16 protein-coding genes and 1 tRNA gene are annotated in these 12,673 nt (G+C 64.1%); 10 read left to right on the forward strand and 7 right to left on the reverse strand.

The window, feature by feature from the left end; all coding sequences use genetic code 11:
- Nucleotides 1–171: 171 nt before the first annotated feature.
- The 5 genes from IEG05_RS14590 to IEG05_RS14610 all read right to left on the reverse strand — a co-directional run bounded on the left by IEG05_RS14590 (nucleotide 172) and on the right by IEG05_RS14610 (nucleotide 5,203).
- Nucleotides 172–1,737, reverse strand: a complete 1,566-nt coding sequence (locus IEG05_RS14590) for a methyl-accepting chemotaxis protein (RefSeq protein WP_046618041.1) — start codon at nucleotides 1,735–1,737, stop codon at nucleotides 172–174.
- A gap of 156 nt (nucleotides 1,738–1,893) precedes the next feature.
- The gene (locus tag IEG05_RS14595; protein WP_036992249.1) at nucleotides 1,894–2,115 is read right to left on the reverse strand and encodes a VF530 family protein; all 222 of its coding nucleotides are present in this window, start codon (nucleotides 2,113–2,115) and stop codon (nucleotides 1,894–1,896) included.
- 89 nt (nucleotides 2,116–2,204) lie between these two features.
- Entirely contained in the window at nucleotides 2,205–2,786 is a 582-nt protein-coding gene (locus IEG05_RS14600) for a DJ-1/PfpI family protein (protein ID WP_046618038.1), read from the reverse strand.
- Nucleotides 2,787–2,838: 52 nt separating this feature from the next.
- Entirely contained in the window at nucleotides 2,839–3,996 is a 1,158-nt protein-coding gene (locus tag IEG05_RS14605) for a phospholipase D-like domain-containing protein (RefSeq protein WP_046618045.1), read from the reverse strand.
- 298 nt (nucleotides 3,997–4,294) lie between these two features.
- Nucleotides 4,295–5,203, reverse strand: coding sequence for an acyl-CoA dehydrogenase middle domain-containing protein (locus IEG05_RS14610; protein WP_046618037.1), 909 nt, complete (start codon nucleotides 5,201–5,203; stop codon nucleotides 4,295–4,297).
- A gap of 187 nt (nucleotides 5,204–5,390) precedes the next feature.
- Here IEG05_RS14610 and olsB point away from each other — a divergent pair, with 187 nt between their 5' ends.
- Genes olsB through IEG05_RS14625 form a run of 3 tightly spaced genes read left to right on the forward strand, consistent with a single transcriptional unit; the run spans nucleotide 5,391 to nucleotide 7,517 of the window.
- Nucleotides 5,391–6,137: an L-ornithine N(alpha)-acyltransferase gene (gene olsB / locus IEG05_RS14615; RefSeq protein ID WP_046618036.1), complete on the forward strand. Its 747-nt coding sequence runs from the start codon at nucleotides 5,391–5,393 to the stop codon at nucleotides 6,135–6,137.
- A complete protein-coding gene (locus IEG05_RS14620) occupies nucleotides 6,138–6,911 on the forward strand; it encodes a lysophospholipid acyltransferase family protein (RefSeq protein WP_191122303.1) in 774 nt (257 codons plus the stop codon).
- Nucleotides 6,912–6,944: 33 nt separating this feature from the next.
- The gene (locus IEG05_RS14625; protein ID WP_003285887.1) at nucleotides 6,945–7,517 is read left to right on the forward strand and encodes an acyl carrier protein phosphodiesterase; all 573 of its coding nucleotides are present in this window, start codon (nucleotides 6,945–6,947) and stop codon (nucleotides 7,515–7,517) included.
- 15 nt (nucleotides 7,518–7,532) lie between these two features.
- Here IEG05_RS14625 and IEG05_RS14630 read toward each other — a convergent pair whose 3' ends face one another.
- Nucleotides 7,533–8,309: a class II aldolase/adducin family protein gene (locus tag IEG05_RS14630; RefSeq protein ID WP_044315541.1), complete on the reverse strand. Its 777-nt coding sequence runs from the start codon at nucleotides 8,307–8,309 to the stop codon at nucleotides 7,533–7,535.
- Between the two features lie 104 nt (nucleotides 8,310–8,413).
- A complete protein-coding gene (locus tag IEG05_RS14635; RefSeq protein WP_102831959.1) occupies nucleotides 8,414–8,866 on the reverse strand; it encodes a flavodoxin in 453 nt (150 codons plus the stop codon).
- A gap of 233 nt (nucleotides 8,867–9,099) precedes the next feature.
- Here IEG05_RS14635 and IEG05_RS14640 point away from each other — a divergent pair, with 233 nt between their 5' ends.
- The 7 genes from IEG05_RS14640 to IEG05_RS14670 all read left to right on the forward strand — a co-directional run bounded on the left by IEG05_RS14640 (nucleotide 9,100) and on the right by IEG05_RS14670 (nucleotide 12,663).
- Complete coding sequence (locus IEG05_RS14640) at nucleotides 9,100–9,726, forward strand: PilZ domain-containing protein (protein ID WP_046618031.1); 627 nt, start codon at nucleotides 9,100–9,102, stop codon at nucleotides 9,724–9,726.
- A gap of 66 nt (nucleotides 9,727–9,792) precedes the next feature.
- Entirely contained in the window at nucleotides 9,793–10,497 is a 705-nt protein-coding gene (gene folM / locus IEG05_RS14645; protein WP_014821294.1) for a dihydromonapterin reductase, read from the forward strand.
- Between the two features lie 18 nt (nucleotides 10,498–10,515).
- Nucleotides 10,516–10,890, forward strand: coding sequence for a dihydroneopterin triphosphate 2'-epimerase (gene folX, locus IEG05_RS14650; protein ID WP_003285881.1), 375 nt, complete (start codon nucleotides 10,516–10,518; stop codon nucleotides 10,888–10,890).
- 76 nt (nucleotides 10,891–10,966) lie between these two features.
- On the forward strand, nucleotides 10,967–11,260 hold the full coding sequence (locus IEG05_RS14655) for a DUF1244 domain-containing protein (RefSeq protein ID WP_046618043.1): 294 nt from the start codon (nucleotides 10,967–10,969) through the stop codon (nucleotides 11,258–11,260).
- The gene (locus IEG05_RS14660; protein WP_023446836.1) at nucleotides 11,257–11,595 is read left to right on the forward strand and encodes a HopJ type III effector protein; all 339 of its coding nucleotides are present in this window, start codon (nucleotides 11,257–11,259) and stop codon (nucleotides 11,593–11,595) included. Before IEG05_RS14655 ends, IEG05_RS14660 begins: the two co-directional genes overlap by 4 nt.
- A 236-nt stretch (nucleotides 11,596–11,831) precedes the next feature.
- A complete protein-coding gene (cysZ, locus tag IEG05_RS14665; protein ID WP_191122304.1) occupies nucleotides 11,832–12,587 on the forward strand; it encodes a sulfate transporter CysZ in 756 nt (251 codons plus the stop codon).
- Nucleotides 12,553–12,663: transfer RNA gene (locus IEG05_RS14670), tRNA-OTHER, on the forward strand. Before cysZ ends, IEG05_RS14670 begins: the two co-directional genes overlap by 35 nt.
- Nucleotides 12,664–12,673 lie beyond the last annotated feature (10 nt).

Raw genomic sequence — 12,673 nt, forward strand, 5'->3', positions numbered from 1 at the left:
AGAAAGCGGCAAGATCAATAGGATGCACGGCGACAGCAGGGACAGGTGAAGGGTGTGTTTGGCGACTGCCAATTTACCTGCTTCCCTGACTGTCAACTCGCTCTTCCCCCAGACTCCGCGAAGAACCAATAAAAAGCCCAGCTCGATGCCGGGCTTTTTATTGCCCGGCAATCAGCGGTTGAAGCGTTCGACCAGTGCCCGCAGCCCGTGCGCTGCGCATTCCAGGTCGCGACCGCGCTGCATGGTCAGGTCGGCCTTGCTGACATTGCTGTCAGTCGTGACGGCAATACGGGTGACCTGACGAGCAATGTCTTCGGCCACATGCGCCTGCTCCTCGGCAGCGGCAGCCATCTGCTGGCTCATCCCGGCAATACGCCCGACCGCATCGCGAATGCCCTGCAACGCCTGCTGCGCCTCGACGACCTGGGCCAACCCCTGGGCCGCCTCCTTGTCACCCAGCTGTGCGATTGTCACGGCCTCATCCGCCTTGCTGGTGAGCGACTGGATGATGGCCTGGATCTGCTGCGTCGACTCCCGCGTCTTGCTCGCCAACGCACGCACCTCGTCGGCGACCACGGCAAAGCCCCTGCCCTGCTCGCCAGCACGTGCGGCCTCGATGGCAGCATTCAGCGCCAGCAGGTTGGTCTGGTCGGCGATGCTCTGGATCATGCCGGCAGCGGATACGATCTGCTGGGTTTCGACAGCCAGCTCGTTGACCACGTTGCCGATGTTGGTGACGGTCGCCGCCAGCATTTCCATCGCCTCGCGGGAACTCGCTGCGACCCGATCACCGTCGTCTGCCAGCGCGTTCGCCGTCCTCGCCTCCTCTGCCGTGTGCTGCACGTGCCCGGCGACCTCACTGATCGATGCGGTCATCTGCGTCACCGCGGTGGCCGTCATGTCCGTCTCGCCGCGCTGCTGGCGCAGCTCGTTTTCGGTCTGGCTGGCCAGCGAATAGGTTTCCGCCGATGCACCGGCGAGCTGCACGGCCAGATCGGACAGACGCGTCAACGCCGTACGCAATCGCGCGTCTTCACTGACCAGGGCCATCTCCAGCCGCGCCGCATTGCCATGCCGCCGGGTGTAGGTCAGGGCGACCACCGGATCGGCGAAGGCTTCGGGTACGCGCTGCAGGATGCTCAGCAACTGGCGTTCCGCAGCGAAGTGACAGCTGAGCCCGAGCACGAAGAACAGACCGAGCACGACGAGCGCTTCCACTGCCGGCGGCAGCCAGAAGATTCCACCGGCCGCCAGCACCGCGGCGCCCATCGGCATCGCCAGTGCACGCGCCCAACCCTGCGCGCGCCGGCTCAACGAAACCGCCGGCCGGCCGGTACGCAGACGCTCGTACAGCGCCGTCGCCTGGGCGACCTGCTCGGCTGTCGGCTTGACCCGCACCAACTCGAAGCCGGTCAGCTTGCCATCGTCGAAAACAGGCGTGACGTAGGCGCTGACCCAGTAGGAATCGCCGTTCTTGCAGCGGTTCTTGACCACCCCCATCCAGCTTTTGCCGGCCTTCAAGTAGCGCCACATCACCTCGAACACGGCCGGCGGCATGTCCGGGTGGCGGACCAGGTTGTGGTCGCTGCCGATCAGCTCGGCTCGTGAGTAGCCACTGATGGCGACGAATTCGTCGTTGCAATAAAGGATCTTGCCCTGGGTATCCGTTGCCGAAATCAGCCGCTGATGCGCCGGAAAGGTTCGTTCGGTGTTGCTTACCGGCCCGTTGTTTCTCATCGCCTGAACTCCCTGCCAGCGACCTGCTGAAAAAAGCGACTCATCAGTCACGACGAATCAATCTGTTACAAGAGTCGGACAGCGCAAAGCGAACTTGAGCGGGGACGGTAAGTATTTGCCGAACGGCATGACCAGGTGGCGCCGCTCGTGAGCGGACTAGCGACCGGCGCTCTGTTCTTCGATGTACAGCGCTTCGACTTTCGCCCTGGCCCAGGGCGTCTTGCGCAGGAATTTCAGGCTGGACTTGATGCTCGGCTCATTGCTGAAACAGCGGACATCGACGCGCTCGGCAAGGCCGTCCCAGCCGAAGCGAGCATGCAGCTGGACCAGGATGGCCTCCAGCGTCACGCCATGAAGGGGGTCTTTTGCTTGAGTCATGGGGCACTCACGAACACGAGGGCATAGCCTCACGGATGAAAAAACCCGCCGCGCGGTATGCGGGGCGGGCTTGGGTGACGGTCTGCATCTTACAGGCTGATGCGAGTTCCGAGCACCTCGAGGAATGCCGCCAGCCACGCCGGATGGGCGGGCCATGCCGGAGCGCTGACCAGGTTGCCATCGGTATGCGCCTGATCCACGGCAATGTCCACGTACTCGCCACCGGCCAGCTTCACCTCGGGTGCACAGGCGGGATAGGCACTGCAGGCACGCCCCTTGAGCACGCCCGCGGCGGCCAGCAGCTGGGCGCCGTGACAAACGGCGGCGATTGGCTTCTTGGCCTCATCGAACGCACGCACCAGCGCCAGCACCTGCTCGTTCAGGCGCAGATATTCCGGCGCCCGGCCACCGGGAATGACCAGGGCATCGTAGTCTTCGGCCCGCACGTCGGCGAAGTCGAAGTTCAGCGCAAAGTTGTGCCCCGGCTTCTCGCTATAGGTCTGGTCGCCCTCGAAATCGTGAATCGCGGTGCGCACGCTGTCGCCGGCCTTCTTGTCCGGGCACACGGCATGCACGCGATGACCAACCATCTGCAGGGCCTGGAAAGGCACCATGGTTTCGTAGTCTTCGGCGTAATCACCCACCAGCATCAAAATGTTCTTCGCCGCCATTGGATCGTCCTCTTCGCGCGGGTTTGGAGCATTGCTCCGTGACGCGGCGGCTTCAGCCACCGCGGTTGAAGATGTTAACCAGCAGCCGGTCCATCCAGCCCCACATGCGCTGGTAGAGGCGCAGGTGCAGCGGTCTGGCGTACCAGCTTTTAATGTCGATTTCGATACTGTCCTGAAAATCGCGCTCGAAGCATGCCTGCACCTGGGCACTCAACGCAGCGTCGATGGCCTCAAGATTGGCTTCCAGATTCCAGCGCAGGTTCCAGTGATCGAAGTTGCAAGAGCCGACGCTGACCCAGTCGTCCACCAGCACCATTTTCAGGTGGGAAAAGTGTGGCTGATATTCATGGATTCGCACGCCGGCACGCAGCAGCCGTGGATAGAAACGCTGCCCGGCGTAGCGCACCGGCGGGTGATCGGTATTGCGACTGGTCAGCAGCAGGCGTACGTCCACCCCGCGACGCGCCGCCCGGATCAGTGCCCGGCGCACCTTGCCGGTAGGCAGGAAATACGGTGTCGCCAGCCAGATGCGCGTCTGCGCGCGCCGCAGGTTGCGCAACAGGCTGTGCAGTATGTCGCGGTGCTGACGCGCCGCCGCATAGGCGACGCGCCCTAGCCCCGAGCCACTGGGCAGCACTGGAATGCGCGGCGCACCGCTGGGCAGGGGCAGCTGCCAGATGCGCCGCTTCAGGCAATGCACCCACTGGGTGTCGAACAGGTCCTGCCAGTCCTGCAGCAGCGGGCCGGTCATCTCGACCATCACCTCATGCCAATGCACGTCGGGCTGATCAGGACGCCAGAATTCGTCGGTGACACCGGTGCCGCCGACGTAACCGATGCAGCCGTCGACCAGCAGCAGCTTGCGGTGGTCACGATGCAGATTGCGCAGCCTCAGGCGGAGCGAAAGCGGGTTATAGAGACGCAGCTCGACGCCGGCGGCGGTCATCCGGTCACGATTGGCCTGGCTCATCTTCAGGCAGCCGAAACCATCGAACAGGCAGCGCACCCGAACGCCGCGTGCCGCCGCACGCAGCAGCGGCTCCAGCAGGCGGTCGAGACAAGCGCCGTCCTCCACCAGATAGAGTTCGAGATCGACCCGGCGCTCGGCGCGCTCGATGGCGTCGAGCATGGGCGGAAAGAACCCCGGCCCGTCTATCAGGAGGCGGAACTGATTGTCGCTGCGCCAGGGGAACACCGCTCCAGCCAGCATCACAGGGCGGCACCCCGCGTAAAGCCAGATGACGTCAGGCACAGCGACGAAGCGGATGAGCAACGAAATGACATGAAATCCCTTTTTCCGGACGGCATCCAGGGGCTGCGGCCTCGATACCGCCCCTCTGCACTGGCGGTGCTGAACGAGCAGTTGGCTAGCTTACCCGGGCGTTCGAGCAAGGCAAGGCAGCAGGTCAGACCGCCGCAGCGGAAGTGCCGCCGTGAAATACGATCCTCTATAGGCCCGACTCGCCTGGGCAGAGTTCCCAGCTGTTCGCCGGCGCGCGCCCTGCCTTTCAACTGCCTACTGAAGATTCGAGCCCGAGCGCGGCAAGCGCCTGTTCCAGACGGCGCGCCTGGGCATCGCGCGCCAAGCCCAGCACTGCGCGATCACGCCGCCACAATGCGCCCCGGGGCCCCTGCGAATCCGCCAACGCCCTATCCACCTCAGGTTGCAGCGCAGCGAACTGCTCGAGCAACGCGGCCAGCAGCAGATGAGTGGCAGGCTCATGGGCTGGCCGCCGCGCAACCTCTGCCGCAGCCGCAAGAACGCCGAGCAGACGCAGTGCCAGCGCGCGCGGCCACTGCTCAAGCAGCGCCACACCGTAGAGCCAGGCAGTCAGCGCCGCCAGCACATGTAGATCCTCGTGGCTGCGGAACGGCTTGACGTACTCGCTCCAGCCGTCACCAGGCAAGCGTTTCCCAGCAGCCTGCTCAAGGCTCAATCTGCCATGCGCGATATCCGGCACGATCGGCAGATCCGGCCCGGCCACCAGTGACACGCCGGCACCGGACGGCTCGACGACGAACAGGCCGAGGCGCGGTGACTCACCGCCCCCCTCCTCCCGAGCCGAAACGAGCAGCCATTGCGCCGCGTCCCCCGCCGTCACGAAATCCTTGCTGCCAGTGAGCTGGCCGTTCTCGCAACGCGTCGCCATGTCGGCCGGCCGCAACTTGCGCCGCTCCGTCGTGCATAGCGCGCCAAGCCCGGGCGGCGCATCCGGCCAGAGCGCCCGCAGGGCTGCCTGGTATCCCGCGAGAAAGGCCAGCCCCGGCGTGGTCGCCAGCCGGCCGCCGTAGACCGCTTGGCTGAACGAGTCCGTACTCGGAGCACCGTTACACACGGCCCGATACCAGTCGCGCAGCCCGGAGGGCTCGGCAACTGGCTGTAGCGGACCGATCAATCGTTTCCAGGGCATCTTCATCTCCAAAGGTTCTGCAATCACTGGCCACAGGCTCGCGCCGTCATCCAACCATCATCCGAACGTCACAGTGGCGACATGCGCCGCTCCTAGCCTGATCACGCCAAACCCGTCGAGCCCAACGATAACAACCAGACGCTCGCGTTGCATCGCCAACCCGCCACTGCCCCGGCGGACAAGGAGACAGAGCATGAATGCCATCGTCGATCCACGCAGCACGCGTCAACTTCGAGCCGAACGCCTGGAAGGCGAACGGGCCCTCCGCGAAGCCCAGTCCTTGCGCTATCGGGTGTTCAGCAGTGAGTTCGACGCCCAACTCAATGGCGCCGAGCTCGGGCTGGACATGGATGACTTTGATATCCACTGCCGGCATATCGGCGTGCGCGATCTCGCGACCGGTGAGCTGGTCGCCACCACCCGCCTCCTCGACCACCTCACCGCCAAGCAGCTCGGGCGCTTCTACAGCGAAGGAGAGTTTGCCCTGCACGGCCTGGCGGACATCAACGAACCGGTGCTGGAGATCGGCCGTACCTGCGTGGCGCCGGCCTATCGCAATGGTGCGACCATCGCAGTGCTTTGGAGCGAACTGGCCGAGGTACTCAACCAGGGTGGCTATCGCTACCTTATGGGGTGCGCGAGCATCCCGATGCGCGACGGTGGCATCCAGGCCCGAGCGATCATGCAACGACTGCGCGACAGCCACCTGAGCACTGAACTGCTGCACGCCGAGCCGCGAACACCACTTCCCGAACTGGAACTGCCGGACAACGTCACTGCCCAGCTCCCGCCGCTGCTCAAGGCCTATATGCGCCTCGGCGCGAAGATCTGTGGCGAACCCTGCTGGGACCCGGATTTCCAGGTTGCCGATATCTTCATCCTGCTCAAGCGCGAGGAGCTGTGCCCGCGCTACGCTCGCCACTTCAAGGCGGCGGTATAGATGCCGCGGTTGCGCCTGTACTGGCGCCTGCTGCGGGTCGCCGCGGTGATCCTGCTGGGGTTGCTGTTGGCGACCGCGCTGGGTCTCGGCGACCGCCTCGCGCTACGCCTATCGCTGCAACTCAGACAACAGCTGACCCGCTGGTTCATGGTCCGCCTGGCCTCCGCGCTGCCCTATCGCGTACACATCATCGGTCAGCTACCAGCTCAGCCGATGCTGTGGGTCGCCAACCACGTGTCCTGGTGCGATATCCCGTTGCTGGGAATGCTGCGGCCGCTGTCGTTCCTGGCCAAGGCCGAGGTCGCACAATGGCCCGTGCTGGGCTGGCTGGCACGCCAGGCTGGCACGCTGTTCATCCGCCGCGGCGCCGGCGATGCCGCGCAGATCAACCAACAGCTGGCCAGCCACCTCATCCAGGGCCGCCACCTGCTGATTTTCCCTGAGGGCACCTCGACCGACGGCAGCAGCGTGCGCACCTTCCACCCCCGACTGTTAGCCTGTGCGATAGAGGCCGGCTGCGCTGTTCAACCCGTGGCGATCCGCTATACGCGCAACGACAAGCCCGATACCGTCGCCCCCTTCATTGGCGACGACGAACTGCCCGCGCACCTGCGCAGGCTGTTGGCCAGCGACGTGGCAGAAGTAGAAATCCAGCTGCTGGCGCCGATACCCGTTGCCTCACTCAGTCGCAGGGCTCTTGCCGAGCAAGCACAGCGGGCCATCGAACGGGCACTGTCTGGGGAGGCGCAGGAGCCCGCGCGCGAGGCCGCATAGCGACCTCCTGTCGAGGCGCGCTAAGCTTCGCCCATGAACTATCTCGCTCATCTTCATCTTGGCGGCCCCGGCCCCGCGGACATGCTCGGCAGTCTTTACGGGGACTTCGTCAAAGGCCCACTCCAAGGTCGCTGGCCGGCGCAGATCGAAGCAGGCATCCGTCTGCATCGGCAGATCGATGCCTTCACCGACAGCCATCCGCTGGTGCTGCAGGCCAAAGCGCGCTTTCCCAGCGAGCGTCGCCGCTACGCCGGAATCCTGCTGGACCTGTTCTTCGATCATTGCCTGGCTGCGAACTGGGCGGACTACTCCGGCGAGCCGCTGGACCAGTTCACCCGGCGCGCCTACCGAGCGCTGGCCGATGAGCCCGCGCTGCCTGGCAAGCTCGCCGTGATCGCACCGCACATGGCGGCACACGACTGGCTCGGTAGTTACCGTGAATTCGAGGTACTGGGCAGGGTGCTGGCGAACATGGGCCGTCGCCTGAGCCGGCCGGATGGCCTGGCCGGCGGGCTGGAAGAGCTGGAGCAGCTGTACGACCCGCTGCTCGAGGACTTCCGCCACTTCTACCCGCAGCTGCAGCAGTTCGCCAAGGCAGCGATGTAGCGCGAACGCCCCGTACTACTGCGCATAGCCCGGGCTTTGCGCATCCAGCTTGCGCAACAGACCGGGCCATGCCAGCGCGCCGCCCATGCCCGAGCGAGTGCGGGTCACGCCCGCTGCCATGGCCTTCGCACCGGCTAGAATCTGCTCCGGAATGGCGATCAGCTCGCTGCCACCGGCCTGCGCCATGACCTGGATTTCACAAGCGCGCTGGAAGATGAACATCATCAGAAAGGTATCGGCGATGCTGCTACCGCAGGTCAGCAGACCGTGGTTGTGCAGCAGCATGAAAGCGGTTTCGCCAAGATCGGCCTGCAGACGCGCTTTCTCGTCGTGATTCAGCGCCACACCCTCATAGCCGTGCGTCGAAAGGCTGGCCAGCACGAACAGTGACTGCTGGCTGATCGGTAGCACGCCCTGACGCTGGGCCGAGACCGCCACCCCGGCGGCGGTATGTGTGTGCATGACGCAGGCGACGTCGTGGCGAACCTCATGCACGGCGCTGTGAATGGTGTACCCAGCGGGATTGATCTCGTACGGGCTGTCCGTCACTTTGTTGCCGGCCAGATCGACTTTCACCAGGCTGGACGCGGTGATTTCGTGAAACATCAGCCCGTATGGGTTGATCAGAAAGTGATCGGTTTCGGGAATCTTGGCCGAGATGTGCGTGAAGATCAGGTCATCCCAGCCATGCAGCGCGACCAGTCGGTAACAGGCCGCCAGATCGACCCGCGCCTGCCATTCGGCGGGGCTCACTTGGGTTTCTAAAGAAGGCAAAGCGTGCAGCGCAGTCATCGAGGGCACCTCTTGTTATTGTCGTGAAGATGCCCTGGATTCTAGCCAGCCGCTACTGGCCCGGCAGTTGCTCTTGCAGCCAGGCCGCTGACCCGGCGAGCCACTCAGGCACGCAAGGCCGCCGCGAAGGTTTCCAGCCACGGTTCGGCGTCGCTTTCCGGCGTGACCGTCTCGCTGGCATCGAGGCGCAGCATCTCCACGACTTCCCGCACGCCCAGTTCGGCATAGAGCTCGCGAATCAGCTCGCCGCCAGCACAGAAGGTGTCGCCGTAGCTGGCATCGCCAAGGGCGATGACGCCTCCGGGCAGGCCACTCCACGCGGGAAACTGATCACGGATTGTCGAGTACAACGGAATGAAGCTGTCCGGCAGCTCACCCATGCCGGTGGTCGAGGTCACGACCAGCAGCGCTTCGGGGGCGAAATCGAGAATCTGTGGCAGCTGGGCGCGGGGATCGTGCCAGGTTTCGAAACCGGCGGCTTTCAGCTGGTGTTCGGCGTGACGGGCGACATCTTCGGCGGTGCCGTAGACGCTCCCGGAAAGAATGGCGACTTTCATGTGCGCTCCGAGGCAATCAAAGCTGCGCATTATGCCGCAATCGCCAAGTCTGGTCGGCACACCCTGCTCAGGCGAAGCCGTCCATCCAGAACATGTGCAGCCTGCGGAACCACTGTCGAGCCCATTTGTCATAGGGCCGATTGCCCCACCGCGACCATACCGGTTGCAGGCGTGTAGCGGCCCCACCGCGCGACGCCAAACGTGGAGGGCACTGTCCCTCCGAGGGTATCCGCATGGCGGAAGAGACGATTCTCAGCAAAGACGAACTGACCTTCATCCGCAAGTTGATGCAGCGCAACGGCAGCAGCAGCGCTGAGCGCACGACAGGCTTTCGGATCGACGGCGGCGCGCAATCCAACGAATTGCTGCTGCAGCTGGCCGCTCGCGCCAACCTGTCGCTGCAGGCGGAATTCGAGGATTTCCGCATGTCCTTCCCGCTGCAGCTCAGGGAAGACGAACTTCACAGCCTCGACCTGCAGCTGGCACCTCCGGTGATCTACGAGCGCGGGCCAACCACGCGTGCCTGGCGCCTGCACCTGGACCAGCCGCTGCCTCTGCTGGAAAACGATGGTGGTGAAAGTTCGCTCAGCGTGCACGAGCTGTCTCCGCACGGCCTGCTGGTAGATGCCGGCGGACACCGCAAGCCACCCAAGCACTTCCACCTGCGCCTGGCGCTGCCCGACGACGGCCCGCTGGAAATCGATGCCCATCGCGTTCGCGAGCTGACCGGCGGGCGGGCCGCCTACGAAGTCGAATTCACCCAGGAAAAGGACGCCGAGCGGATCCGCTCCTTCCTCTATCGCCAGCATCAGCGCCTGCACCCAGATTTGCAGCCAGAGCTGCCGGCCGATCTGGTGTAAGCTGCCACGCCTGTAGCGACCGCCTCAACCTGTGGGCGGTCCGCCCATTACAGGCAGTGGATTTTCATGCATCAGGCCCCGATTCTCATCACCGGAGCCAGCCAGCGGATCGGGCTGCATTGTGCCGAGCGACTGCTGGAAGACGGCTTCCCGGTCATCCTTACCTACCGCCGCGAACGCGACAGCATCGACCGGCTTCGCGCCCTTGGCGCACAGGCGCTGCAGGCGGACTTCAGCGATGAAACCGGCATCACCACCTTTATCAGCGCTCTCAAGCAGCAGACCGACTGCCTGCGGGCCATCGTGCACAACGCCTCCGAATGGCGCCCGGATACCCCCGGGCAGGAAGCCGAGGCGTTCCGCCAGCTGTTCCAGGTGCATATGCTCGCGCCCTACCTGATCAACCTGCACTGCGCCGAACTGCTGCGCCGCGGCGGGCCGGCGGACATCGTGCACATCGGCGACGACGTGACCCGCAAGGGCAGCAAGAAGCACATCGCCTATGCTGCGAGCAAAGCGGGCCTGGACAACCTGACACTATCGTTCGCCGCCAGCCTGGCGCCGGCGATCAAGGTCAATGGCATCGCCCCGGCGCTGATCCAGTTCAACCCGGACGACGACGCCGAATATCGCCGCAAGGCGCTGGCCAAATCCGCGCTGGGCATCGAACCCGGTGCCGAGGTGATCTACCAGAGCCTGCGCTACCTGTTCGACAACCCTTATGTCACCGGCACCACACTGACCGTGAACGGCGGCCGCCACCTGATCTGAAGACTGCAAGGAGTCCCCATGCCCCGACTGGAACCCGCGATGGCCCGCATCCGCGTCAAGGACCTGCGGCTGCGCACCTACATCGGCATCAAGGAAGAGGAAATTCTCAATCGCCAGGACGTGCTGATCAACCTGACAATGCTCTACCCCGCTGCGGAGGCGGTGCGCGAGAACGACATCGAACAGGCGCTGAACTACCGCACCATCACCAAGGCGATCATCCAGCACGTCGAAGACAACCGCTTCGCCCTGCTCGAGCGGCTGACCCAGGAAATTCTCGACCTGGTCATGCGCTACCCGCAGGTGCGCTACGCCGAAGTGGAAGTCGACAAACCCCACGCGCTGCGCTTCGCCGAGTCCGTATCGATCACCCTGGCTGCGCATCGGGATTGACCCTGCGCAAGGCTGGCCGGCTCACTGACGCAAGGTTATGATCCGGCCGACCTCAGCCAACGCCGAGACCCACGAGATGAACGATCAAGAACGCACCGAACTGGAAGCCGCAGCCTTCCGCCGCCTGGTCCAGCACCTGCGCACCCGTCCCGATGCCCAGAACATCGACCTGATGAACCTCGCCGGTTTCTGTCGCAACTGCCTGTCGAAATGGTACAAGGCCGCCGCGGACGATCTGGACATCGAACTCAGCATCGACCAGGCCCGCGAAGAGGTGTACGGAATGCCGTACAGCGAGTGGAAAAAACGCTATCAGAAGGAAGCGTCTGCCGAGCAGCAGGCCGCTTTCGACAAGGCCCAGAAAGAATGAACGACCTGAAGGATTTCCGCGCCAGCCTGCGCAATCGCAACCACGCATTCAGCGAAACGCTTGCCTTCATCGAGGGCGCTTACGACTACCAGCCGAGCCGCTTCGTCAACGGCACACTGGAGAACGCTGCCGGCGAGAACGAAGGTTCCTGCAAGACGCTGGGCCTCGCATTGCTTGAAGACTTCACGACGGAAGAAGCGCTGCTTGCGTTCGGCGAGCACTATCAGGCGGTCCTGGCCGACCCGAACGGCAGCGACCACCGCAACATTCGCGCGCTCATGGAAACCGGCCTGCCGGGCGTGCGTTTCGACACCCAACCGCTCAAGCGCAAGTAACGCGCATCCTTTCGACGGATCGAGCCGGCTATGCCGGCTCAATGGGAATAAAAAGGGTCATCCCAAGCACTTGGGGAAGGCTGAAGGAGCGGATGACCCGAAAACCGTTGAGCGCCACCTTAGCTATCCGCCGAGGCCTTGGATAATTCAGGTTCTGCATACAACCCATAGTCATCGACTATCCCGCTGCGCTACGCCCCTCTCGACGAAACCCTGCCCTTTTTCAGGAGACGCCAATGCCCGTATCCGCCCTCTCCGGCCCGCAATACCTTCGCGAAGGCCTGCGCCTGGTGCTCAGCCCAGGGCTGCGTCTGTTCGTGATCCTGCCGCTGACGGTGAACGTGCTGCTGTTCTTCGGCCTGATCTGGTTCGCGGTCGGCCAGTTCAGCGGCTGGGTCGACACCTTCATGCCCAACCTGCCCACCTGGCTCGCCTTTCTCGAATACATCCTCTGGCCCCTGTTCGTCGTGCTGGTGGTACTGATGGTGTTCTTCAGCTTCACCATGCTGGCCAACATCATCGCCGCACCGTTCAACGGCTTTCTGGCGGAAAAGGTCGAGGTGGTGGTGCGCGGCGAAGATGCCGCGCCGCCTTTCAGCTGGGCCGAGCTGCTGGCCATGCTGCCCCGCACGATTGGCCGCGAGCTGCGCAAGCTGGGCTATTTCGCACCGCGCGCGCTGGCGTTGCTGGTGCTTTCATTCATCCCCGTGCTGAATCTTGTTGCCGCGCCTTTATGGCTGCTGTTCGGCGTGTGGATGATGGCAGTGCAATACATCGACTACCCGGCGGACAACAACAAGCTGAGCTGGGCGGACATGATGGCCTGGTTGCGCCAGCGACGCTGGCAGAGCCTGAGCTTTGGTGCGGTGACTTATGCGGCGTTGCTGGTGCCGGTCCTGAACCTGCTGATCATGCCGGCGGCCGTGGCGGGAGCGACGCTGTTCTGGGTAAGAGAAGGCGGGCCGAATCGGCAGCTGGACCGACCTGCGTAGACGTCAGGCGTCGCACTCCGCGGTCGCGGTTCTAGCGCCGCAAAGTGTGAGAGTTCGAGTCTCTCCGTCCGCACCACGTCACATGC

The organism is Stutzerimonas kunmingensis, from assembly GCF_014764705.1.
Lineage (GTDB): Bacteria > Pseudomonadota > Gammaproteobacteria > Pseudomonadales > Pseudomonadaceae > Stutzerimonas.